The organism is Undibacterium sp. GW821-FHT07F11, from assembly GCF_059418665.1.
The window spans coordinates 105,239-129,483 of sequence record NZ_JBWKQH010000010.1 but is presented as its reverse complement, the minus strand read 5'-3'; the positions used below and the strand labels follow the sequence as shown (position 1 = coordinate 129,483).

Here is a 24,245-nt window from a genome sequence, read left to right as displayed (position 1 = left end):
GGTTTTTTGCCGTTCAGGCAGATGGGGTTTTGGCGCGTATGGCGTTTTTAGGGCGGAAAGCTTTGCAGACGCCGTCATCCGTTTCTATATACGGGCCACCTATCAAATCCACGCAATATGGTACTGCTGCGAAAATACCGGCAACGACTTGCTTGCCTTCGCCGTCTTTCAAGCCTTCCAGCGTCTCCTTGATGGATTTGGGCTGGCCTGGCAGGTTCAAAATCAAGGCAGCATGGTCTGGCGTTTCGCGTATCACCGCAACCTGGCGTGACAAGATGGCCGTTGGTACAAATTGCAGGCTGATCTGGCGCATTTGTTCACCAAAACCCGGCATTTCCTTGCTAGCGACTGCCAGTGTCGCTTCGGGTGTGACATCACGTCTCGATGGGCCGGTACCACCCGTGGTAATAACGAGATGGCATTGTTCTTCATCCACCAGGGCGATTAAAGCCGCTTCTATAGCTGGGCGCTCATCGGGGATCAGACGCGTCACCATTTCCCATGGGCTGGTGAGCGCTTTGCCAAACCATTCCTGCAATGCAGGCAATCCCTGGTCCTGATAAATGCCGACAGAGGCGCGGTCCGAGATTGATACCAGACCTATTTTGAGTTTTTCACCATCTGCTGAGGTCATTTGTTCAGGCTCACTTGTCATCAAACCCATCGTCTTCTTCATCCAGGTCTGCGTCATCCGCTTCGTCAGCGTTGGCTGCAGCTTTGGATTTTTGCAAATCTTTCAAAATCTGGAAGATTTCGCGATAAGCCTTCGGTGGCTTGTTTTCAGCCTGTTCTTTGCGGGCATTGCGTATCATGGTGCGCAATTGCTGTACGTCGAGGTGAGGGTGTTCTGCCATCAGCTCTGTCAGGGCATTGTCGTCTGCCAGCAATTTGTCGCGGCGACGCTCCAGCGCATGCATTGCCGCAGTCTCGGCCTTGGATGCACCTTTCCAGCTATCGATGGTTTTCTGGATCAGGGCAATTTCTTCTTCATCCAGAGTGCGCATTTTCTTGCCTACATACTGCATCTGGCGACGGCGGCCTTCATGATCCTTGATTTGCTGACATTCAAGGATGGCATCGCGCACATCTTCTGGCATGGGTACGCGCTTGACGCGTTCACGCGGCTGCTCGACCAATTCCTGCCCCAATTTCTGCAAGGCGGTCATCTCGCGCTTTAATTGTGACTTGGAAGGACGCTCGTATTCTGGTTCGAACTCACTGGACTGGTAGCCACATGAGCCACGATTTGGATTTGGCATAATTCTGCGCCTTTACTATTAACTTAATGAAACGGCTGCTATGATACCCTTTTTAGCTTGGAATTACCTAAAATCAAGCTGCGATTGACCCATAATTGACCCATATATGGTGTGAATCAAGGTAAATAATTAGGATATTTCCGTTTGGCCATTTGGTCATTTAGCATTGACAAACATAGAACCCCATCCATGAGCAAACCAGTTTTCACCCATACCCAGGACCAGTTAAAGCAAATCGCGCAGGACATGTTGCGTTTCGCCCGTGAAAAAGGGGCATCGGATGCGGCAGTTGAGATCAGTGAGGGCGGTGGCCTGTCCATCAGCGTACGCAAGGGTAAAGTCGAGACCATAGAACAGAACCGTGACAAAGGCATAGGTATTACGGTGTATATCGGTCAACGCCGTGGCAACGCCAGTACCTCGGATTTTTCTGAACAGGCCCTGCGTGATTCTGTCGATGCTGCCTACAATATTGCCCGTTTCACGGCAGAAGATGATTGCGCTGGCTTGCCTGAGGCAGACTTGCTGGAAATGGCGCCGCGTGACCTCAAATTGTGCTACCCGTGGCTGGTCACTGCAGAAGAAGCCATAGAGCTGGCAAAACGCACAGAAGCTGCGGCTTTTGCAGTCGACAAGCGCATCACCAATAGCGAAGGTGCCAGCGTACACGCCCAGCAATCGCATTTTGTGGCAGCCAATTCACGTGGCTTCATGGGGGGATATCCCATTTCCCGTCATACCATTTCGGTTGCACCTATTGCGGGCAGGGGCTCAAAAATGCAAAGGGATGACTGGTATTCCTCGCAGCGCAATGCCAAAAAACTGGCAGAGCCAGAAGCCATAGGTCGTTATGCCGCGGAACGTGCACTGGCGAGGTTGAATGCACGCAAGCTCGATACCCGCAAGTGCCCGGTCTTGTTTGAGGCACCGTTGGCTGCCGGTTTGCTGGGTGCCCTGGTGCAGGCTACATCTGGTGGTGCCCTGTATCGCAAATCCACTTTCTTGCTGGATTCTTTAGGGACGCAAATTTTTCCGTCCCATATACAAGTGGTGGAAGATCCGCATGTTATCGGTGCTGTTGGTTCTTCACCATTTGATGATGAGGGTGTAAAAACCCAGAAGCGCAATATCGTTACGGATGGCGTATTGCAGGGCTATTTCCTGTCCACTTATTCTGCCCGCAAACTGGGCATGCAAACTACCGGTAATGCCGGTGGCTCGCATAATCTGTCGCTGACTTCCAGCCTGACCAAGCGCGCAGACAATTTTGTTGGCATGCTCAAAAAAATGGGTACAGGTTTGCTGGTCACCGAGCTGATGGGGCAGGGTGTCAATTATGTAACCGGTGATTACTCACGTGGCGCATCCGGTTACTGGGTAGAGAACGGTGTAATCCAGTATGCAGTAGAAGAAATTACGATCGCTGGCAATATGCGCGAAATGTTCCAGCAAATCGCTGCTGTTGGCAATGATGCTTTAATACGTGGCACGAAGCAAACTGGCTCCATTCTCATAGAGAACATGACTATCGCAGGTAGTTGATAGTCGATAGCCTTATAGTAAAAACGAAAACGCCGGACTTGATGTAGTCCGGCGTTTTTTATTACTCTTTCGTTTTGCTCTTGCCCGCCTGAAGTTTGCCCAGCAGTAAAACAATGCCTGCACCAATTGCCGGTATTAAATTGATGACGGCAGGGACATTGGATTTAAGCCAGCCGTGGATGGCGACATCTTCAGCAAACATGCCGCCAGCTATCCAGCCCAGCATGGCACCACCAAAATAAACGACCAGAGGGAAGCGATCTATTAATTTCAAAACCAGTTGGCTACCCATGACGATAATCGGGATGCTCAGCAAAATACCAAAAATAACCAGCCAGTTGTGACCACCCGCAGCACCAGAAATGGCGATGACATTATCCATGCTCATGACAGCGTCGGCCACGATCACGGTTTTGATTGCCGTGAACAGGGTAGAGCCACCATCAATTTCATGTGCTTCTTCGTCTTCTGGTATCAAAAGCTTGATGCCTATCCACACCAGCAGCAAGGCACCGACTATCTTGAGGTAAGGGATAGCCAAAAGGTTCAGGGCAAACAGGATGAGCGCAATGCGCAAGCCTATGGCGCCCACCATACCCCAGAAAATACCCAGTTTGCGCTGATGATCGGGCAGGCGACGACAAGCCATTCCTATCACGATGGCATTGTCGCCCCCGAGCAAAATATCAATTGCCATGATTTGCAGGATGGCAAACCAAAATTGTGGATTACTGATGTCCATGAATTAATTTTTCCAGAGTTGTTGTCGTTTTTTGAATAGCCTACATTCTGGTGTATGACGCGAAAAAATGCATAGACAGAAATATGCCTGTTGTTATTCGCCCTCAGTAGTACTACTTAAATTACTGTCTGAACCACCCCGGATTCTATATTGCTGGCGCAGTGCATGTGTGCGAAATTGATACTTGTCGCTGCAATAAAGCTTGATCGTTCGCGGGGATTGGTGGCAATTGTTGCATTGCAATATAATCATTTATTGCTAGCTCCTGCTTACGCCCATAGAATGATTTCGGTTTTAGCAAATGGTGCTGCCATCATTAAATCAAAGTTGGTCCGGGAGCAATTCTGGTCATTATTCAAAATATCGGAGATAGTATGGAACGTCGTTCCTTTCTTAAAAAAGCCGCAGCAGGTGCATCAGTTGGCGCTGCGGTTGCCGCACCAGCCCTGGCTGCGGATGCTTTGCCAACCCTGAATTGGCGTTTGACATCCAGTTTTCCTAAAAGTCTGGACACCATCTTTGGTGCATCCGAGGTTTTTGCAGCACGCGTCAAAGAACTGACAGATGGGAAATTGAATATACGGGTGTTTTCTGCTGGTGAGATTGTTCCTGGTACGGCGGTTTTGGACGCGGTACAAAATGGCACTGTAGAAATGGGACACACTGCGTCATATTACTATTTTGGCAAAGACCCAACATTTGCATTTGATACAGCAGTACCGTTCGGCCTGACTTCACGTCAACAAACTGCCTGGATGTTGCATGGCAATGGCATGAAACTCATGCGTGAGTTCTTCGCTGAATACAATGTGGTCAATTTCCTGGGCGGGAATACCGGCACCCAAATGGGTGGCTGGTTCCGTAAAGAAATCAAGACGGTCGCAGACTTGAATGGTCTGAAATTCCGCGTCGGTGGTTTTGCTGGTCGCGTGTTGTCCAAGCTGGGTACAGTGCCGCAACAGATCGCCGGTGGTGACATTTATCCTGCGCTGGAAAAAGGCACGATAGATGCTGCTGAATGGGTAGGTCCTTATGATGATGAAAAACTGGGCTTCAACAAGATTGCCAAGTTTTATTATTATCCAGGCTGGTGGGAAGGTGGCGCGCAATTGTCCTTCTATGTCAGCAAGAAAGAATGGGACAAGCTGCCCAAGCAATACCAGGCTGCAATTGAGGCTGCGACGCATGAAGCACATAACGACATGCAAGCCAAGTACGATGCACGCAACCCGGCAGCGCTGGGACGTTTGCTGGCGCAAAAAATCAATCTGAAGCCTTTCCCGCAGCCTGTCATGGATGCCTGCTTTAAAGCGGCCCAGGAGACCTTTACAGAAGAAGTGGCAAAGAACCCAAAATTCGCCAAGGTATATACGGACTGGATCAACTTCCGCAACAACCAGGGGCAATGGTTCGGGGTTGCTGAGCAAGCCTTTGCACGCTTTAACTTTGGCAAGGCTTTGAAATAATTGTAATTCAGGTTTTACAAACAAAAATCCCCGCAGAATTTTGCGGGGATTTTTGTTTTGTGTCTTACCTGCAGCAATGAAAAAACCTCTGCTATTACTAGTCAGAGGTTTTTTCTTATTGCTAATACTGCTTGTTTATCTTTTATTCGCCACTTACTTCTGCGGCTCCTGGAATTGGAACTTTGGTTGCTCCTCTTCTGGCGGCGTTTCAGGTGTAGCAGGCGCGCTGGCGGGCTTCTCGGTGCTGTCGCTAAATACCGGGGGCTTGACGTCGGCATCCGGTTCATTGACAGTTTTTTCTATCACCAGATTGTCTGACACAGGTTTGCTGGAGCCTTTATCAAGCAGGGCAGTGACCATGACAGGGAAGCACATGACCAGCACGACCATGATCATCTGCAGACCCACCCAGGGCAGGGCTCCCCAGTAAATATCCGAGCTCTTGACTTCTTTGGGGGCTACGCCACGCAGATAGAACAACGCAAACCCAAATGGCGGATGCATGAATGAGGTTTGCATATTCACGCACAACATCACACCGAACCATACCAGTGCAGCAGAAGAGGCGGCTTGCGGGCTACCCATGCTTTCCAGTAAAACTGGGGCGAGGATTTTTTCTGCAACCGGTGCCAGCATGGGAACCACAATAAAGGCAATTTCAAAGAAATCCAGGAAGAAAGCCAGGAAGAAAATGAACAGATTGACGATCAGCAAAAAGCCTATCCAGCCACCAGGCAAGGAAGTGAACAGATGTTCTACCCATACACCGCCATCAACGCCCTGGAATACCACGGAGAAACAGGTCGAGCCTATCAGGATAAAGACAACCATGGCGGTAATGCGCATGGTGGACTGGTATCCCAGTGTAATCAGTGCACGCAAATCAGCAATGCGATAGGCACGTGTCACCAGCCAGACGAGAGCAACATATACAACGACCAGGGCAATTTGCAATGCGAGCTTCGCTGGTTTGCTGATCTCTTTGGTGTCGGAGTAGAAAAACAGGCCGATGATCAGGGCGATGCCCAGACCAGCCAGGCCGGCGCGGAAAGCCAGTTTATCCCTCTTGTTGAATTCCTTGTCGCGCAACACCGCCAGGATGATTGCACCGAGTGCACCCATGGCACCGGATTCTGTCGGTGTGGCTATACCCAGCATCATGGTGCCTAACACCATGAAAATCAGTACGGCTGATGGAATAATCCCTTGCAGGCATTTCTTCCACAGGGCCCAGCCTTGTAAAGTGCGTGCTTCTTTCGGGACGGCAGGCAGCCATTCTGGCTTGATGCGGGACAGGATGAAGGTGTACAGGATGAACAGCGCAATCTGTACCAGCGATGGTCCCCATGCGCCCAGATACATGCTGCCTACGTCGGCGCTGGAAGTCTGGGTTTTCAATTGATCAGCCAATACCACCAGTACCAGTGAAGGTGGTACCAGTTGGGTAATCGTACCTGAGGCCGCCAATACGCCAGTGGTATAGCGCATGTTGTAACCATAACGCATCATGACCGGCAATGAGATCATCGCCATCGCAATCACCTGGGCGGCAACCGTGCCTGTGATGGCGCCAAGAATGAAACCGACGATAATGACGGAGTAACCAAGGCCACCACGGATAGGGCCAAACAACTGCCCCATGGAGTCGAGCATGTCTTCTGCCAGGCCACACTTCTCCAGTATCGCCCCCATGAAGGTAAAGAAGGGAATGGCCAATAAAAGATCATTGGCAAGCACGCTGCCAAAAATACGTTGTGGAACAGCTTGCAGGAAAGCGACGTTAAAAAAGCCCAGTTCTATCGACAGCAGACCAAAGGACAAGCCCACCGCCAGCAACGAAAATGCAACGGGGAAGCCGACCAGCATGAACAACACCAGACCGCCAAACATCAGTGGCGGCATATACTCTAAAGGGATCATTGCACAGGCCTTTCGTATTTCGATTCCAGATGTGTCTTGCCCTGCAAAGATGCAATACGCTTGATGAGTTCAGATACGCCTTGCAAAGTCAGTAATGCAAAGCCAACAGGAACGATGAGTTTGATGGGGTAGCGCGGCAGCCCACCAGAATTGCTCGATTGTTCCAGAATTGCCCAGGATGGCAGGAACAAGGATTTCCAGGCCAGCCAGGAAAACAATATGCACGAAGGGAAAAGGAAAAAGACGATACCGAAAATATCGATCCAGAGTTGAGCACGTTCAGAAACGTGGGCGTAAATCAAATCTACCCTGACATGTTCATTTTTCTGGAAGGTGTAGGAGGCACCCAGCATGACGGCGGCACCGAACAAATACCATTGCAATTCCAATGGCCAGTTGTCGCTCCAGTCGAAACCATAACGTATTAACGCATTCGTAGCGCTGACGATACATGATAATAAAATTAACAAGTTTGCCAGACTACCGATACGCTCATTCATTACGTCGATCCATTTAGACAGACGCAGAAATACTTGCATATACATATCTCCTGAGTTTTTATTTTATAGACTACCAAGAAAACTAATCCTGCCTGAGGAGCATAAATCCTGCGCAGCATGGTTTCCTGGTGTCTTATTTGGTGCTTCTGGAATTACCATGAGCTTAGTGCAGGTATTCCATTAGCCGTCACGAGTATAAGACATTTTTTCACATACACGAGAGCCTGTAAGCGCTGAAAAAATGCTTTTTTGGAGTGAAAACGACATTCCCAGTATTTCTACTTAGATGAATATTTAATGCGGGAATTTAAAGCTTGGTGGGCGGGTGCGATTTCTGTGTGATAAATCGCACCCTGGCCAGCAGTTTAATGTAGATATGCCAACTTGCTTGGTTAGGTTTGGCCAGCCTTGGCTTAACTTAACTGACTGCGCAGTCTGGCGATGGCCAGTTTGACTTGTTGTGGTGCGGTACCGCCTATATGATTGCGGGCCGCAACTGAGCCTTCCAGCGTCAGGACTTCAAAGACATCGTCATTGATCAGGCTGGAGAAGGCACGCAATTCTTCCAGTGACATATCGCTGAGGTCGCAGGCTTTCTCTACGCAGGTACGCACTGCCAGTGCTACGGCTTCATGGGCATCACGGAAAGGCAGGCCTTTCTTGACCAGGTAGTCAGCCAGGTCGGTTGCTGTGGCATAGCCTTGCAGGGCAGCGGCACGCATGGCTTCTGGCTTGACTGTAATGCCACCTGCCATGTCAGCAAAAATGCGCAGAGTATCGATGACCGTGTCTACCGTATCAAACAAAGGTTCTTTGTCTTCCTGGTTGTCCTTGTTGTAGGCCAGTGGCTGGCCTTTCATCAGGGTCAACAGGGCAATTAAATGACCATTCACACGGCCGGTTTTACCACGTGCCAGTTCTGGTACGTCTGGGTTTTTCTTTTGCGGCATGATGGAAGAGCCTGTGCAAAAGCGGTCAGCGATATCAATGAAGCCTATGCGCGGACTCATCCAGATCACCAGTTCTTCTGACATGCGCGAGATATGGGTCATCACCAATGCAGCGGCTGCGCAAAATTCTATGGCAAAGTCGCGATCAGAGACGGCGTCCAGCGAGTTGTAGCAAACTTCGTCAAAGCCCAGGGTTTTGGCGACGCGTTCGCGGTCGATAGGGAAGGTTGTGCCAGCCAGGGCTGCAGCACCCAGTGGCAGGCGGTTGACGCGTCTGCGGCAATCCTGCATGCGCTCGGCATCGCGGCCAAACATTTCTACATAGGCAAGGATGTGGTGACCAAAAGTGATGGGCTGGGCCACCTGCATATGAGTAAAGCCAGGCAGGATAGTATCGGCATTTTTTTCTGCCAGATCCAGCAGAGCCAGACGGAAGTCTTGCAGCAAGCCGAGGATATTGTCGATGGCACTACGCATGTACAGACGGATATCAGTGGCGACCTGGTCATTGCGTGAGCGGCCGGTGTGCAGGCGTTTGCCAGCATCACCTACCAGCTCGGTCAGGCGTTTTTCTATATTCAGATGCACATCTTCCAGATCCAGCAACCATTCAAATTTGCCGCTGTCGATTTCAGATTTGATCTGTGCCATGCCACGTTGTATGTCAGCATAATCCTGAGCAGTGATGATATTTTGTGCCTGCAGCATCTCAGCATGCGCCAATGAGCCTTCAATATCAAAGGCAGCCATGCGGTTGTCAAAGAAAACTGAGGCAGTATAGCGTTTGACCAGATCGGAAACAGGTTCAGAGAAACGGGCAGACCATGCCTCGCTTTTTTTATTGAATTGTGATGTCATAGTGAATTGTTGCCATATTGGCTGCATTTGCGAGAGAATTTCCCTTGATTATCCCAGATTTTGCGCATGATTACCCTTGGAAATGCCAGATGTCTGTCTGGTCGTGGATAATTAGTCATTTAATTTACTTACCCGGGTGCCCGTGTGGTCACTTATAAACTGCAGGTCAGCTAAGAATCAAGGCGCATTCGAGACGCTATTGCGCATATAAAAAATAAAGATAAACAACAATGACTAGCGATAAGAAAAACACCGTAAGTGAGCCTTTGATCCCTGATTGTTGCAATTTGGGTGTGTTTTCCCGCATCTTGATCAGTGTGAATCTGCTGGCCTTACTGGCTTTGTGGTCGCGGGGGGATGAGTGGCGTGTGGTATTGCAAAATTTTTTGGAAAGCGCAGCATTGCTGGAAACCATATGCTTGCTGTCTTTGCTGGTTTTATGCAATTTGCGCAGACTGGCGATGCGATATTACATGTCTGGCTGGTTTCAGCGCTTGTTGTGTTGCGCCTTGCCAACAGCGATAGCTTCCATGCTGATGCTGTATTTGCGTACGCAATACTGGATATTGGCAGGTTTTCCTAAATTTAATCCCATCTTCGTCGTCGCCGCAACTGGTTTGCTGGCGCTGGCATTTCAACAGTATTTTGAACTGCGTACCAGGGCTTTTTCGCCGGCGTTGGGTGAGGCCAAGCTGCAAGCCTTGCAAGCCAGGATACGCCCTCACTTTTTATTCAATAGCCTCAATACTGCCTTGTCACTGATACGTACCGAGCCGCGTCGTGCCGAGATCGTTCTGGAAGACCTGGCTGATCTATTCAGGGTATTGATGCGTGATACGCGTAATGTCACCAGTCTGCAGGATGAGATACGTTTATGTGAGCAATATCTGGCGATAGAAAAAATACGTCTGGGGGAGCGCATGCAGGTGATCTGGGATAAAGAAAAAATTTCACCCAAAGAGCTGGGTGAAATACAAATTCCCTCCTTGTTGTTGCAACCATTGCTGGAGAATGCGGTTCATTATGGCATTGAGCCATCGGTGGAGCAGGCCACCATTACTGTGGAGATAAAACGTCAACTGGATAAGGTGGAAATTCGCATCCGTAATCCTTACCATGCAGAGGCGAATATGGTTTCTGGTAACCAAATGGCACTGGAAAACATACGACAGCGACTAAGTTTGCTTTATGATATCGAAGCGCAAATTCAATACGGAGTAGTAGATGCGTACTTTGAGGTTAAATTGCAATTCCCGGCTAAAAGATGATGACACCAAGAATACTGATTGTTGATGATGAGGCACCCGCAAGACAAAGGTTGATGACATTGTTGTCGGATATTCAGGCCGAATGCCCGGTGACGGTGGTGGGTGAAGCAGAAAATGCCATGCTGGCGCTGGAGAAAATCAGTAGTTTGCAACCAGATATCGTTTTGCTTGATGTGCAGATGCCGGGCATGAATGGCATAGAGTTGGCGCAGCACCTCGCACAGCATCAGGCCAACCTGCGCTCGCCAGCGATTATTTTTGTGACTGCCTACGATGAATTCGCCGTCAAGGCTTTTGAAGTTCACGCGCTTGACTATCTGATGAAGCCGGTGCGGGCCAGCCGCCTGGTAGACGCCCTGGTGCGCGCCGGTGAAAAAATGAAGGTGGCACGCCGCCTGCCTGAAACCATGGCAGCAGATGTCAGCGGATCCAGGCGCAAGCATTTTTCTGTGCTGGAAAGAGGGAGAATATTATTAGTGCCAGTGGCAGATGTACTGTTTTTGAAGGCAGAACAAAAATATGTGACCCTGCATACTGTGCAGCGCGAATATCTGCTGGAAGAATCGCTGACGTCGATAGAGCTGGAGCTGGGTGATTTGCTGGTCAGGGTGCACAGGAATGCTCTTGTCGCACGTACAGCCATTAATGGTGTTGAACGGGCAGTGCAATTAGTGGATGTGGAGAATAATCAGGAAAAGGTATCAGAGTCGTGGCAAATCATCGTCAGCGGTTGTACTGAACGTCTGCCGATTTCACGCAGACAATGGCCCATAATCAAGGCTTTGGTGCGGGTTTGACTTGTTTTGCGCGCTGAGCAAATCCAGCGCCTCCAGCGCCAGACCGTTCAGCGCCAGACCGGCAAGCCAGTCAGGTCAGTGTTTTCATCATGTACCCAGGCTGGCAGACCAGTGCGGTCAGTTGGCCCCAGTACTTCCAGAAGTTCAAGCTGCTCTTGTTTTTTACCGCGCTGACGTTGTGCTGGCAAAGGTTTTCTGGCTTCTGGCAATAAAAATGCTGGTTCGCCAAAGCCCGGTAACTCCAGAGTAGCGTGATCTTTATTGTCTTTCATCAGTTGAGCTTGATCAATGTTGATGTTTGGCGATATTTTGTGACGCTTGAGCAAAAAGCAAAATAAACCGACCCCGGCAATTGCTTGCCAGAAGTATAAATAGTGCTCGGTAAATTTGTGCGAATGCACCAGAACAAAAAAACTTGGTTGCGGGGGCAGGATTTGAACCTACGACCTTCGGGTTATGAGCCCGACGAGCTGCCAGACTGCTCCACCCCGCGTCTGAAGGAGGCGAATTGTACATGGCGCGGGCGCTATATACAATCGTTTATAGAAATATTTTTATACGAGCGTCAAATCAGCAATCTGAATCCGGCGTAATTTGCCATTCTTCACAATGCAACTGTGGAAAATAATGCTGCTGATGCAACCCGTAGAATAAATTGGATGCATAATGGACACACAGGGAAGTGCAGTGTGGTGCCACGCATGCATCAACCAGAGATCATTTTCAGGAGCGAAAAAGCAGTTATGGAATTCGAAGTCATCGACACACAAATTTCTCCCGGCGGCCGCATGGAAGTTTTGTCCAAGGCCGAGGTCGCGCAGTTGCTCGACAATAGTCATGGTGGCTTGTACCAAGTGTTTCGCAGTTGCGCATTGGCGGTATTAAATTGCGGTAGTGGCCTGGATGATGGCAAGGAACTGCTGGAGCGTTACAAGAGCTTTGATATCAGCATTATTCAGCGCGAACGAGGCATCAAGCTTGACGTCAAGGGCGCGCCTGCCAGCGCTTTTGTTGATGGCGTCATGATCAAGGGCATACAGGAACACTTGTTTGCCGTATTGCGCGACATCCTGTTCATCAAGGCAGCCATTGAAGACGACCGCAAGTTTGATCTGAATACGACTGAAGGTATCAGTGATGCCGTTTTCCACGTCATGCGTAATGCCAATTTGCTCAAGCCGCAAGTTAACCCTAATATGGTGGTGTGCTGGGGAGGACATTCGATTTCCAGTGATGAATACGATTACACCAAACATGTAGGCTATCAACTGGGTTTGCGCGGCATGGATATTTGCACAGGTTGCGGCCCAGGAGCCATGAAAGGGCCGATGAAGGGTGCCACCATCGGCCATGCCAAGCAAAGGATTACTACTGGCCGTTATCTGGGAGTCACCGAGCCGGGCATTATTGCCGCTGAGGCACCCAACCCCATCGTCAATGACCTGGTGATTTTGCCGGACATAGAAAAACGCCTTGAGGCTTTTGTACGCATGGGGCATGCCGTTATTGTCTTCCCTGGTGGTGCGGGTACGGCGGAAGAAATTTTGTACCTCTTGGGTATTTTGCTGCATCCTGATAATGCTGATTTGCCTTTCCCCCTGATTTTTACCGGGCCAGAAAGTGCAGCAGATTATTTCCGTCAGATAGATCAGTTTATTGCTGCAACCCTGGGGCCTAAAGCGCAGCAGAGTTACAAGATCATCGTCAATGATCCGGTCAGGGTAGCGCAAGAAGTGCAGGCTGGCATCAAAGAAGTGCGTGAATTCCGCAAAGCCAAGGGTGATGCTTATTATTTCAACTGGTTGTTGAAAATAGATGCAGAATTCCAGAAGCCTTTTGAGCCTACCCATGAAAATATGCGCAATCTGGCTTTGCACAAAAACCAGGAAACCCATTTGCTGGCAGCAAATCTGCGCCGTGCTTTTTCAGGTGTAGTTGCTGGTAACGTCAAAAACCAGGGTATACGTGCGATAGAAAAGCATGGACATTTTGAAATTCGCGGCGATAGTGAAATAATGGCATCAATGGACACCTTGCTGGCATCTTTTGTTGCACAAAGTCGCATGAAATTACCAGGTAAGGCTTATACCCCTTGCTACCGTGTTATAAAGTAATTGCGTTGCAGTAAAACCGTAGGATAATGGTGCAACCCTGTTCCATCAATATGAGGAAAACAGACATGAGTTCCGTACAGCAAGAAGTCGACGAACGTACCAACCTGACTGCGTCCAACAAGTTTGAGCTGTTGCTGTTCCGGTTAGGGACAGATGGCAATAGCGACAGGTCAGAACTGTTTGGCATTAATGTCTTCAAGGTGCGAGAGATTGTTGCCATGCCCACGATTACCGGCATGGCTGGCGCAATGCCCCATATGCTGGGTGTAGTGAATTTGCGCGGGCAGATTATCCCCGTCATCGATTTGCCTTCCGTCGTCGGGCTCAAGCCCAAGACTGGCCTGAATATCATGCTGGTGACTGAATATGCACGAACTACCCAGGGCTTTGCGGTTGAATCTGTAGAAGAAATCGTGCGTCTCGACTGGAATCAGGTTTTGTCTGCAGAAAATAGTGCTGTTGGCGGCATGGTGACCAGTATCGCCCGGCTCGATGGTGATACTGAAGATACTCGTCTGGCCCAGGTGCTGGACGTAGAACAGATACTGCGCCAGATCACACCGTCTGACACCAAGGATGTTGACCCTGAAACCATAGGTGCCAAACTGAAAATGCAAGCCGGGGCATCCATTCTGGCTGCGGATGATTCAGCAGTGGCCCGTGGCCTGATAGAGCAAGCACTGACCGCCATGGGTGCGCAATACATCATGACCAAGACTGGTAAAGAGGCCTGGGAAAAACTGCAATCCCTGGCTACTGCAGCGCAGGCTGAAGGCAAGGGCGTGCGCGACAAGGTGGCAATGGTGCTGACAGACCTGGAAATGCCGGAGATGGATGGCTTTACCCTGACACGCAAGATCAAGCAAGATGACAGATTCAAGTTCCTGCCTGTGGTAATACATTCGTCTTTGTCTGGTGCGACCAACGAAGACCATATCAAGACAGTAGGTGCAGATGCCTATGTTGCCAAATTTGTTGCTGAGGAATTGGCTGCGACTATACGTGCCGTACTGGCAAAATAAATACCCGCCTTCAATTAGTGAAAAAGGGTGCAATTAGTAAATAATTGCACCCTTTTTGTATCTGGTGTTTAGCGTTTATCTTGTCTGTGCTGGTACGCGCTGCCAGCCACCTGGACAAGACTTGATGGCAGGATAAAAGCCATCTGGCTGGTGGCAATATAACCAATCCTTGCCTGCTGTAGATTGAGGTGTCGGGTCAGGCTGGCTGATGATGTTGCTGTCGTCAGCATAACTTTGACTATAGGTATTGTATGTGCCATAGCTATCCGTATAAATCACGTTGCCATTGCTGACTGCTGGCGTAACGTAGCTGACTGTGGGCGAGATCACCAGGCTGGGGTAATAGCGCCAGGAATAATCATAAGGGTAATACGCAGATACATAGCTATGACGGTTGCCATAATTAAAATACAGCGGCGGTATGGATATACCTATGCTCACCCTCGGGTGGAAATGGTGACCGCCAGGGCGCGCCCATACAGAGTTTGTAAGCGTTAGGAAACCCAGGGCAAGGGCAAATATTCTGAGTGATTTCATGGTATTTCCGCAATAAAATATTTGTTTGGTGACTATTTAGCAGTTTAGGTCGGAATCAGGAAACTTATTGGGCAAAATTCACTCTCTTTATCGTTCGCTGCGCCAGACTTCGTCTGCAGGGATGTCGACCAGAATAAATAAAACAATAGCGCCTTATCTTAAAGGGAATTATGAAATTTGTGATTAAAAAATGTGCAGCCTTGTGTGCTCTAGCCTTGATGGCCAATTTGCCGGTATATGCTGCTGAAGCTGCCATGGCTGATGCTCCTGAAGCTGCCAAACCTGGCATACGTGAACAATACACCAAATATGAGTACCAGATTCCCATGCGTGATGGTACGCGGCTTTTTACAGTGGTATATGTTCCCAAAGATGGCAGCAAGTCTTATCCCTTCCTGATGACACGCTCACCTTATGGCAGCGGTGTCTATGAGGGCGGGCAATCGCACTATGGCGTGGATTTTTACCCGCAATCGCTGGGACCCTCTAAAGAATTTGATCAAAGTGGGTATATCTTCGTTAAACAGGACGTACGCGGTCGCTATATGTCAGAGGGCGTATGGCAAGAAATGACACCGCATATCAAAGCCGGCAGGCTGGCTGGCGAGGGTGTTGAAAGCCAGGATATGCATGACACCGTTGAATGGCTGCTGAAAAACGTCAAGGGCAATAATGGCAAGGTAGGTATCTGGGGTATTTCCTACCCCGGCTTTTATGCTTCGGCCAGTATTATAGATTCGCATCCAGCCATCAAGGCAGCATCACCTCAGGCACCAGTGACTGATTTGTTCATGGGTGATGATTCTTACCATGGCGGTGCCTTCATGCTGGCGGCAAATTTTGGTTTTTTCTCCAACTTCACAGTAGAAAAAAATCCCACCACCTTGCCCAAACGCTGGGAAGAGTTTGATTTTGGTACCTCGGATGGCTATCAATACTTTCTCAAGCATATGAGCCTGAAAAATATTACTTCCCAGCTGTCAGCCAAGCAGCGCGAATTGCTGATGCCGACGATAGAGCATAGTACCTATGATGACTTCTGGAAGAGCAGAAACATCGCGTCTCATCTGAAAAACATCAAGGCAGCGGTGTTGACTGTCGGCGGTTGGTATGACGCTGAAGACCCGCAAGGACCATTCACGACTTATCACAGCATCAAAAGTAATAACAAGGGTTATTACAATGGCCTGGTCATGGGGCCTTGGTCGCACGGCGGCTGGGCGAGTGCTGATGGCAAGTCAATTGGCAATGTCAGCTTCGACACCAAAACAGGTGACTACTATCGCAAGAACATTGTTTTTCCTTTCTTTGAGCAGCATTTGAAAGGCACGACTGGTAAGGCCTTGCCGGAAGTGACTGTATTTGAAACCGGCACCAATGTCTGGCGCGAATATCCTGGCTGGCCACCGCAACAGGCACAAAAACGTACTCTGTATTTTGGCAATGACGGCAGCCTGAGCTGGAAAGAGCCGCAGACAGAATTTAATACCTTCGACGAATATGTCAGCGACCCTAAAAAGCCAGTACCCTTCATCTCTTACGCTGCCACTGGTGCACCGCGTGAATATGTCGTTTCTGACCAGCGCTTTGCATCGACACGGCCAGATGTGCTGGTTTATCAGACTGAGCCACTGGAGGAAGATGTAACCATCGTCGGGCCAGTCAATCCAAAATTGTTTGTCTCAACTTCAGGAACGGATGCCGATTGGGTCGTCAAACTCATTGATGTGTATCCCTCGACTTATCCAGATAAACAGGTAATGCGCGATCGTGCCAATGACGTGCCGCCACCGTCAGTGGCCATGGCTGGTTATCAGCAGTTGGTCCGGGGAGAGCCTTTGCGAGGCAAGTTCCGTAACAGCTTTGAAAAGCCAGAGCCCTTTGTGCCTGGCAAAGTCGCTGCCATCAGCTATAGCATGCCGGATATCCAGCACACCTTCCGCCGTGGTCACCGCATCATGGTACAGGTGCAGAGCAGCTGGTTCCCGCTGGTGGATTTGAATCCTCAAAAATTCATGGATATCCCAAAAGCCAATCCTGAGGATTTCCAGAAAGCGACGCAAAGAGTTTATCGTTCGCCGGGACAATACTCAGGTATAGCCGTGCAAGTAATGCCGTAAAAATTAAGAGACAGGGACAAAAAAATGAAAACAAAAAATATCTTCAAACGCAGTGTGATGGCCAGCCTGGTTGGCGTGGCTTGCATGGGTAATGCAGTATTTGCTCAGACAGCGACTTCAAACCAATTGGTCTTGGAATCCATGACCATGGATAAAAAGGCTGACCCTTGCAGAGATTTCTTCCAGTATTCAAATGGCGAATGGCTGAAGGCTAACCCCATTCCCTCTGATCGTGCGCGTTACAGCGCTTATGATGAAGTGACTGAACGGAATCTGGCAGCACTGAAGCTCATTGCAGAAACAGCCTCAAAAGGCGAGGGCAAGAGCAAGGCAGCGCAACTGGTCGGTGCTTTTTATGCCAGTGGCATGAATGAATCGCAGATAGAAAAAGAAGGTATCAAACCGCTGGAGCCGCAGTTTACGCAAATCAATGGCATCAAGGATAGTACGCAATTACTGGCTGTGATCGCTGGTTTGCACAAGCAAGGTGTCTCACCTTTGTTTGGCTTCACTGTAGATCAGGACGCCAAAAACACGGCCCGCTACATCCCGCAAATCATGCAGGGTGGGCTGGGCTTGCCAGACCGTGATTATTATCTGAAAACTGATACCAAGACCAAGGATATCCGCGACAAGTATGTCGCTTATGTGACTCAGATTTTTAGCTTGCTCGGCGATACACCAGACCAGGCAAAGAAAAATGCTGGCGTTGTACTGACACTGGAAACCCGTCTGGCCAAGGCATCCTTGACCAAGGTCGAATTACGCGACCCGCAAGCCAGTTACCACTTGTCTGACCTGAATGCCTTGCAAAAGACAGACAAGAAAACAGCCTGGGCAACTTATTTTAATGAGCTGGGTCTGGCGCAGCCTGGTCAATTCAATCTCGCCCATCCCAAATTCATTGCAGAAGCAGGGCGCATGGTTAATACCGTCAGCCTCGATCAATGGAGGACTTATTTACGCTGGCAATTGGCGAATGCACGTGCCAGAGATTTGAGTTCAGCCTTTGTCAATGCCAACTTTGATTTTTACGGCAAGACTCTGGCTGGCACCAAGGAATTGCAACCGCGCTGGAAGCGCGTCCTGGGTTCTATAGATAACATGGCTGGCGAAGCCATGGGCGAGTTGTATGTCGCAAAATTCTTTGGCCCTGAAGCCAAAGCTGGTGTGCTGGAAATGGTTGATAACATCAAACTCGCCATGCGTGAAAGCATCAGCAAGCTGGAATGGATGTCAGATACCACCAAGCAGCAAGCGTATAAGAAGCTCGACACTATTTTGGTAAAAATAGGTTACCCCGATGTCTGGCGTGATTACAGCAGCCTGCAAATCGATACTGGCCCGTATGCAGCGAATATGGCACGCGCCGCTGAATTTGAATTCAAGCGCAATCTGGCCAAGCTGGGTAAGCCCATAGACAGGAATGAGTGGGGCATGACGCCACAAACGGTGAATGCCTACTACAACCCCACCATGAATGAAATGGTGTTTCCGGCAGGCATACTGCAACCACCGCTGTACCATGTGAATGCTGATCCTGCGGCCAACTATGGCAATACGGGAGCTACCATAGGTCATGAACTGACGCATGCCTTTGATGATGAAGGTCGCCAATATGATGCCCAGGGTAATCTCAAAAGCTGGTGGACCAAGGACGACGAGAAGAAATTCCTGGTTCGTGTCAAAGCCATAGAAAAGCAATTTGATGAATTTAACCCCATCGATAAATTGCACATCAATGGCAAACTGACTGCTGGTGAAAATATTGCTGATCTGGGTGGGATGAAGATTGCTCTGCAAGCGCTGCACAAATCGCTGGAACGCAAGCCCCAGGCAAAGGAAATTGATGGCTTGACGGTGGACCAGCGCTTCTTTGTCGCTAATGCACAGAGCTTCCGTAGCCTCATTCGTGATGAGATGTTGCGCATGAAACTGGCAACTGATCCGCATTCACCAGACAAATACCGTGTCATTGCGCCATTGGCAAACATGACAGAATTTTCTGATGCTTTCCAGTGCAAGGGCGATCGTTCACCCCTGCGCCCAACAGCGACGCGGGTAAATATCTGGTAACAGCGTATACTATGGCTTGAAATGCAGTAGTGGATGCAGGTTAAAGGGGCGCTGGATGCAAATCTGGCAATCTCAAAACCTGCCAATATTTCTTGTCATCAGGGTGCGTGCCAGCATGTACTCTGTGCACTCCAGATTTGTAGGGCTATATGGAAACCAAAGTTGTCGAATTTGAACTCCCACAGATGGAAGTGGGTAGTAGTTGTACTGCCAATGCCTGGGCGCGCATTCCTGATGCGCCTTCAGCAATAGAAAAGCTGGAGCTCAAAGCCAGAATACGCCAATTGCTGAAAGAAAAGCAGGCTGTACTGGTGGCGCATTATTATGTCGATGCCGAACTGCAGGACCTGGCAGAAGAAACCGGAGGCTGCGTTTCTGACTCACTGGAAATGGCGCGCTTTGGCCGTGACCATCCCGCCAAAACTCTGGTTGTCGCCGGTGTCAAGTTCATGGGCGAAACAGCTAAAATACTCAGCCCCGAAAAAACCATTTTAATGCCTGACCTGGATGCGACCTGCTCGCTGGACCTGGGTTGCCCGGCAGATGAATTTGCGGCTTTCTGTGACGCTCATCCTGACCGCACCGTGGTCGTGTATGCCAATACCAGCGCTGCCGTCAAGGCGCGCGCTGACTGGATGGTGACATCCAGCATAGGCCTGGACATCGTTGCTCACCTGCATGCGCAAGGCAAAAAAATACTCTGGGCGCCGGACAAACATCTGGGTGGCTATATCCAGAAGCAGACCGGTGCAGACATGTTGCTGTGGCAGGGCTCCTGTCTCGTACATGATGAGTTCAAGGGCATGGAGCTGGATGTGCTCAAGGCTGAGCATCCCAATGCCAAAGTCCTGGTCCATCCTGAATCACCGGCTGCCGTCGTGGCACTGGCTGACGTGGTCGGTTCGACTTCGCAAATGATCCATGCTGCAAAGACCCTGGATGCAGATGAATTCATCGTCGCCACTGACAATGGTATCCTGCATAAAATGCAAATGGCTGCGCCGACCAAGCGTTTCATCGTTGCTCCAACAGCGGGCAATAGTGCGACCTGCAAGAGCTGCGCACATTGCCCATGGATGGCCATGAATGGCTTGCGCAATCTGGTACAGGTGCTGGAAAACGGTAATAATGAAATCCAGGTTGACCCAGCCGTCGGGCAAAAAGCCAAAGTCTGCATAGACCGCATGCTGGATTTTGCGGCTGCCAAAAAAGCCAATGTACGTCCTTCAGGTGATTTGGCAAAAGAAGCCAAATTGTTCTCCGGCATAGGCCCGGCCTGAGAACCTGTTGACGATCTTAAGCGCGAGCGCAACAGGAATTAATGCGGGGCCTCATGCGCTGCTCTTCAACCCGCTGACGCACGCTCGCTACAGATCGTAAACAGGTTCTGAATACTGCGCAAGCTCAATACTATTAAACTGAGGTTATCTGGACATGTCTGGTAATTTAAAGAATACGCATTTTCCTTTTGATGCAGATTTGCAAAAAGCTTTTGAACGCAATATCAGTGATGCGCTGGCTGAAGATGTCGGCGCTGCTGATCTGACTGGTTTGCTCGTGCCTGCCGATGAAGTAGTGCGGGCACAAGTCATCGTGCGTGAAGATGCTGTTCTGTGTGGTGCACCCTGGTTCGATGCCGTCATGACAGCACTGGATGCAAGCATAGAAGTAGACTGGCAATACGCCGAAGGCGAGCAGATGAAGGCAAACACCGTTGTCTGTAAAATCAAGGCACCTGCCAGAGCCTTGCTGACAGCCGAACGTTCTGCGCTGAATTTCCTGCAATTACTGTCTGCAGTAGCAACCGCTACCAGCAAATATGTCGCCATCATCGCCGGCACAAAAGCAGCGATACTCGATACCCGCAAAACCTTGCCGGGTCTGCGTCTGGCGCAAAAATATGCCGTGCGTGTGGGCGGCGGCAAGAACCAGCGCCTGGCGCTTTATGATGGCATCCTCATCAAGGAAAACCATATCGCAGCAGCAGGTGGCGTAGCCGAAGCCATGCAAAATGCCCTGAGCCTGAATGCGGGCGTCAGCATACAAATAGAAGTGGAAACACTGGAACAATTGCAGACCGCACTGAATGCTGGTGCCACTTCCATCTTGCTGGATAATTTCAACACCAACATGATGCGTGAAGCAGTTGCCATCACCGCTGGCCGTGCCTTGCTGGAAGCATCTGGTGGCATTGATCATGCATCCGTGAGGGCAATAGCAGAGACGGGTATCGATAGAATATCGATAGGCAGTCTTACCAAGGATATTAAAGCGACTGATTATTCCTTGCGTATTATTTGAGCTGCATTTGAACGCCCGCAAGGTTCTGCCAGCATCGTCCAAGATGCTGGCAGACGGGTTTATTTTTTTCGCTTTGGCGACAAGACCGTGGGCAGTGCTTTGGGTAAAGTATCTGGATAGTCACGGCTAAAATGCAGGCCACGGCTTTCACGACGTGACAATGCGCTATTTACGATCAGCGAAGCTACTTCTACCAGATTGCGCAGCTCCAGTAAATTATTCGAGATGCGGAAGTTGGCATAGTATTCGTCTATCTCTTCCTTCAGTAAACGTATGCGGTGTTTGGCGCGCTCAAGGCGTTTGGTGGTGCGGACTATGCCCACATAATTCCACATGAAGCGGCGCAGCTCATCCCAGTTATTGGCGATGACGACTTCTTCATCTGCATCTGAAACGCGGCTTTCATCCCAGTCTGGCAGGGCAATGACGCTGGCGCGTTCCTGGGCTTCTATGTGCTTGGCTGTGGCGCGGCCAACAACCAGGCATTCCAGTAGCGAATTGCTGGCCAGGCGATTGGCACCATGCAGGCCTGTGTAAGCTGTTTCGCCAACAGCATACAGACCAGGCAAGTCAGTCCGGCCATCTGTATCGGTGACGATGCCACCGCAAGTGAAATGCACAGCAGGTACCACAGGTATGGCTTGTTTGGTGATGTCTATGCCCAACTCCAGGCAGCGTGCATAAATGGTGGGGAAATGCTCTTTCAAGAACTCTGGCGGCTGGTGGCTGATGTCAAGTTCAACAAAATCCAGGCCGCGTTTTTTCATTTCAAAGTCAATCGCACGGGCGACCACATCGCGTGGTGCCAGTTCCATGCGGTCATCATGATTGGTCATGAAGCGTTTGCCGGCAGAAGCACCAGCCTCAGCCGGTAACTTCAATATGCCGCCTTCGCCGCGTACTGCTTCAGTAATCAAAAATGATTTGGCAAAAGGGTGATACAGGCAGGTGGGATGGAACTGTATGAATTCCATGTTGCCGATGCGGCAGCCAGCGCGCCAGGCCATGGCAATGCCATCTCCGGTAGCAGTGTCAGGGTTGGTGGTGTACAGATAGACTTTGCCGGCACCGCCAGTTGCCATCACGGTGTGCTGCGCGGCAAAAGTATCGACCTTGCCAGTTTTTACATCTTGCACATACAAACCAAGGCAGCGTGGGGTAGGGGACGTGTCACCTATCTTGGCTGAGGTAATCACGTCGATTGCATAGTGATGCTCAAACAGCGTGATATTGGGATGATTGCGTACTTTTTGTTCCAGTGTGACTTGCACGGCATGGCCGGTAGCATCTGCAGCATGGATGATGCGGCGCTGGCTATGACCACCTTCGCGGGTCAGGTGAAAGCCCAGCTCAGCTTCTTCATCACGGGTGAAGGGGACGCCTTGTTCTATCAGCCAGTCTATAGCTTCACGGCCATGTTCTATGACGTAGCGGGTGGCACCTTCGTCGCACAAGCCACCGCCTGCAATCAGGGTGTCTGAAATGTGCTGCTCATGACTGTCGTGAGAATCCAGCACGGCAGCGATGCCACCTTGTGCCCAGTTACTTGCACCGTCGAGTAATTCACGCTTGGAAACGATGGCGACTTTGCGAGTTTGTGCCAGATGCAGGGCGACAGACAAGCCGGCCAGTCCACTACCTACGATTGCTACGTCAAAATTCTTCATTGTCTTCCGTGTGTATCTTTATTTGTTTTAAGTCTATTCCGATTTTTGGGGACTGCTATATCCGCTGCTTTTTTGCAGATCATGATTCAGGCAGACTGTCAGGGCTTCCTATAACTTAAAGCCATACCATGTAACGAATCAGGAATAGCTTGACCGTGTGCGCAGTTACATGAAATACGCAGTTACCTGAATTGCTGCCGGGTAGCATGATGCCTCAATTTTTAATGTGGGCTTGTCACATTCTAATTCAGGATACAAAAGAGGGTGGCTTTTCCATATAGCAAAAACACTCAGCCACCTGATTTTTTGCACAGTGGCTTTAGCCTGAGCAAGCATAAAAACCGAATAAGCAAATCACAAATCAGCAAACTTGGCCATAAAGCTTGCAAACCGCTTGACATAAGGCTTTGCGGCTTGCTCTAATACCGGATGCAGATTTCCTGCTTGCCGTGATAGATGCACGACCAATAAAATAATCGAATACATCATCGCGAAATTCAAATTTTTGTGAGGGGGCTATAAGTGAATAAGACTGAGTTGATCGATCATATTGCGAAAACAGCGGATATTTCCAAAGCGGCTTCGTCGCGTGCGCTGGATGCTGTGATCGGCGCCGTAAAAACCACATTGAAGAAAAATGGCACGGTAACACTGGTTGGTTTTGGTACCTTCTCTGTTGCCAAACGTGCTGCCAGAGCAGGCCGTAATCCTAAGACTGGTGAGCCAATCAAGATCAAATCTGCCAAGGTACCTAAATTTAAACCTGGCAAAGCATTGAAAGATGCGGTAAACTAATGCACTTTCGTGGCTCAGGACATGGGTCGCGATATTTGTTTGTATGCGTGGGGCGCTTAGCTCAGTTGGTAGAGCGGAGCCCTTACAAGGCTTAGGTCGGGAGTTCGAGCCTCTCAGCGCCCACCAGTAGCAAGCAAATTGTAGTGCCAGGAAGTACAAAAGAAACAAAAGGAGTGGTAGTTCAGTTGGTTAGAATACCGGCCTGTCACGCCGGGGGTCGCGGGTTCGAGCCCCGTCCGCTCCGCCAGAAAATCGAAAAGGCGAACGAAAGTTCGCCTTTTTTTGTATTCGTCAAATTGTTATTGTGATAC

The 24,245-nt window shown here is 49.8% G+C and carries 20 protein-coding genes and 3 tRNA genes; 13 read left to right on the top strand and 10 right to left on the bottom strand.

The genetic code is table 11. From position 1 onward, the window contains the following. Positions 1 to 13: 13 nt before the first annotated feature. Together mog and yjgA are read right to left on the bottom strand one after the other, a co-directional pair. Complete coding sequence (gene mog / locus AC07OI_RS23580; protein WP_495259054.1) at positions 14 to 634, bottom strand: molybdopterin adenylyltransferase; 621 nt, start codon at positions 632 to 634, stop codon at positions 14 to 16. Between the two features lie 10 nt (positions 635 to 644). Then, complete coding sequence (gene yjgA, locus AC07OI_RS23575) at positions 645 to 1,259, bottom strand: ribosome biogenesis factor YjgA (RefSeq protein ID WP_495258905.1); 615 nt, start codon at positions 1,257 to 1,259, stop codon at positions 645 to 647. A gap of 189 nt (positions 1,260 to 1,448) precedes the next feature. On the opposite strand from yjgA, the gene pmbA reads away from it, so the two are divergent. Beyond that, positions 1,449 to 2,801 carry a metalloprotease PmbA gene (gene pmbA, locus AC07OI_RS23570; protein ID WP_495258904.1) on the top strand — a complete coding sequence of 451 codons (1,353 nt, stop codon included), beginning with the start codon at positions 1,449 to 1,451 and terminating at the stop codon, positions 2,799 to 2,801. A gap of 61 nt (positions 2,802 to 2,862) precedes the next feature. Here pmbA and AC07OI_RS23565 read toward each other — a convergent pair whose 3' ends face one another. Then, a complete protein-coding gene (locus tag AC07OI_RS23565) occupies positions 2,863 to 3,543 on the bottom strand; it encodes a TerC family protein (RefSeq protein ID WP_495258903.1) in 681 nt (226 codons plus the stop codon). A 374-nt stretch (positions 3,544 to 3,917) separates the two neighbouring features. Between AC07OI_RS23565 and AC07OI_RS23560 the strand changes: the two genes are divergently transcribed. Next, positions 3,918 to 5,009, top strand: coding sequence for a TRAP transporter substrate-binding protein (locus tag AC07OI_RS23560; protein WP_492705909.1), 1,092 nt, complete (start codon positions 3,918 to 3,920; stop codon positions 5,007 to 5,009). Between the two features lie 153 nt (positions 5,010 to 5,162). Here the strand turns inward: AC07OI_RS23560 and AC07OI_RS23555 are convergent, their stop codons facing one another. From AC07OI_RS23555 to argH, 3 genes are all read right to left on the bottom strand, one after another. Beyond that, positions 5,163 to 6,929: a TRAP transporter large permease gene (locus AC07OI_RS23555; RefSeq protein WP_492705910.1), complete on the bottom strand. Its 1,767-nt coding sequence runs from the start codon at positions 6,927 to 6,929 to the stop codon at positions 5,163 to 5,165. Next, entirely contained in the window at positions 6,926 to 7,468 is a 543-nt protein-coding gene (locus AC07OI_RS23550; protein WP_492705912.1) for a TRAP transporter small permease subunit, read from the bottom strand. Before AC07OI_RS23550 ends, AC07OI_RS23555 begins: the two co-directional genes overlap by 4 nt. Before the next feature lie 374 nt (positions 7,469 to 7,842). After that, positions 7,843 to 9,237 (bottom strand): argininosuccinate lyase, encoded by a 1,395-nt coding sequence (gene argH, locus AC07OI_RS23545; protein WP_492705913.1) that lies wholly within the window; start codon positions 9,235 to 9,237, stop codon positions 7,843 to 7,845. A gap of 230 nt (positions 9,238 to 9,467) precedes the next feature. Between argH and AC07OI_RS23540 the strand changes: the two genes are divergently transcribed. Continuing rightward, positions 9,468 to 10,505, top strand: coding sequence for a sensor histidine kinase (locus AC07OI_RS23540; RefSeq protein ID WP_492705915.1), 1,038 nt, complete (start codon positions 9,468 to 9,470; stop codon positions 10,503 to 10,505). Further along, positions 10,502 to 11,302 carry a LytR/AlgR family response regulator transcription factor gene (locus AC07OI_RS23535; protein ID WP_492705917.1) on the top strand — a complete coding sequence of 267 codons (801 nt, stop codon included), beginning with the start codon at positions 10,502 to 10,504 and terminating at the stop codon, positions 11,300 to 11,302. Before AC07OI_RS23540 ends, AC07OI_RS23535 begins: the two co-directional genes overlap by 4 nt. A 47-nt stretch (positions 11,303 to 11,349) precedes the next feature. Here the strand turns inward: AC07OI_RS23535 and AC07OI_RS23530 are convergent, their stop codons facing one another. Together AC07OI_RS23530 and AC07OI_RS23525 are read right to left on the bottom strand one after the other, a co-directional pair. After that, a complete protein-coding gene (locus tag AC07OI_RS23530) occupies positions 11,350 to 11,574 on the bottom strand; it encodes a hypothetical protein (RefSeq protein ID WP_423008691.1) in 225 nt (74 codons plus the stop codon). A 144-nt stretch (positions 11,575 to 11,718) separates the two neighbouring features. Beyond that, positions 11,719 to 11,795, bottom strand: a tRNA-Met gene (locus AC07OI_RS23525). Between the two features lie 250 nt (positions 11,796 to 12,045). Here AC07OI_RS23525 and ppnN point away from each other — a divergent pair. Next, positions 12,046 to 13,416 carry a nucleotide 5'-monophosphate nucleosidase PpnN gene (gene ppnN, locus AC07OI_RS23520; RefSeq protein ID WP_495258902.1) on the top strand — a complete coding sequence of 457 codons (1,371 nt, stop codon included), beginning with the start codon at positions 12,046 to 12,048 and terminating at the stop codon, positions 13,414 to 13,416. Positions 13,417 to 13,481: 65 nt separating this feature from the next. Continuing rightward, entirely contained in the window at positions 13,482 to 14,438 is a 957-nt protein-coding gene (locus AC07OI_RS23515; protein ID WP_492705920.1) for a chemotaxis protein, read from the top strand. Positions 14,439 to 14,513: 75 nt separating this feature from the next. Here the strand turns inward: AC07OI_RS23515 and AC07OI_RS23510 are convergent, their stop codons facing one another. Then, the gene (locus AC07OI_RS23510; protein WP_495258901.1) at positions 14,514 to 14,975 is read right to left on the bottom strand and encodes a hypothetical protein; all 462 of its coding nucleotides are present in this window, start codon (positions 14,973 to 14,975) and stop codon (positions 14,514 to 14,516) included. 170 nt (positions 14,976 to 15,145) lie between these two features. Between AC07OI_RS23510 and AC07OI_RS23505 the strand changes: the two genes are divergently transcribed. From AC07OI_RS23505 to nadC, 4 genes are all read left to right on the top strand, one after another. After that, complete coding sequence (locus AC07OI_RS23505; RefSeq protein WP_495258900.1) at positions 15,146 to 17,095, top strand: CocE/NonD family hydrolase; 1,950 nt, start codon at positions 15,146 to 15,148, stop codon at positions 17,093 to 17,095. A 24-nt stretch (positions 17,096 to 17,119) separates the two neighbouring features. Beyond that, positions 17,120 to 19,171, top strand: a complete 2,052-nt coding sequence (locus AC07OI_RS23500) for a M13 family metallopeptidase (RefSeq protein WP_495258899.1) — start codon at positions 17,120 to 17,122, stop codon at positions 19,169 to 19,171. Between the two features lie 149 nt (positions 19,172 to 19,320). Continuing rightward, entirely contained in the window at positions 19,321 to 20,451 is a 1,131-nt protein-coding gene (gene nadA / locus AC07OI_RS23495) for a quinolinate synthase NadA (protein ID WP_495258898.1), read from the top strand. Positions 20,452 to 20,605: 154 nt separating this feature from the next. After that, the gene (gene nadC, locus AC07OI_RS23490) at positions 20,606 to 21,472 is read left to right on the top strand and encodes a carboxylating nicotinate-nucleotide diphosphorylase (protein ID WP_495258897.1); all 867 of its coding nucleotides are present in this window, start codon (positions 20,606 to 20,608) and stop codon (positions 21,470 to 21,472) included. Positions 21,473 to 21,531: 59 nt separating this feature from the next. Here the strand turns inward: nadC and nadB are convergent, their stop codons facing one another. Next, positions 21,532 to 23,139, bottom strand: coding sequence for an L-aspartate oxidase (gene nadB, locus AC07OI_RS23485; RefSeq protein WP_495258896.1), 1,608 nt, complete (start codon positions 23,137 to 23,139; stop codon positions 21,532 to 21,534). Between the two features lie 522 nt (positions 23,140 to 23,661). On the opposite strand from nadB, the gene AC07OI_RS23480 reads away from it, so the two are divergent. From AC07OI_RS23480 to AC07OI_RS23470, 3 genes are all read left to right on the top strand, one after another. Beyond that, positions 23,662 to 23,934 (top strand): HU family DNA-binding protein, encoded by a 273-nt coding sequence (locus AC07OI_RS23480; protein ID WP_162040973.1) that lies wholly within the window; start codon positions 23,662 to 23,664, stop codon positions 23,932 to 23,934. A gap of 50 nt (positions 23,935 to 23,984) precedes the next feature. Then, positions 23,985 to 24,060 (top strand) — tRNA-Val (locus AC07OI_RS23475). 44 nt (positions 24,061 to 24,104) lie between these two features. Next, positions 24,105 to 24,181: transfer RNA gene (locus AC07OI_RS23470), tRNA-Asp, on the top strand. Positions 24,182 to 24,245 lie beyond the last annotated feature (64 nt).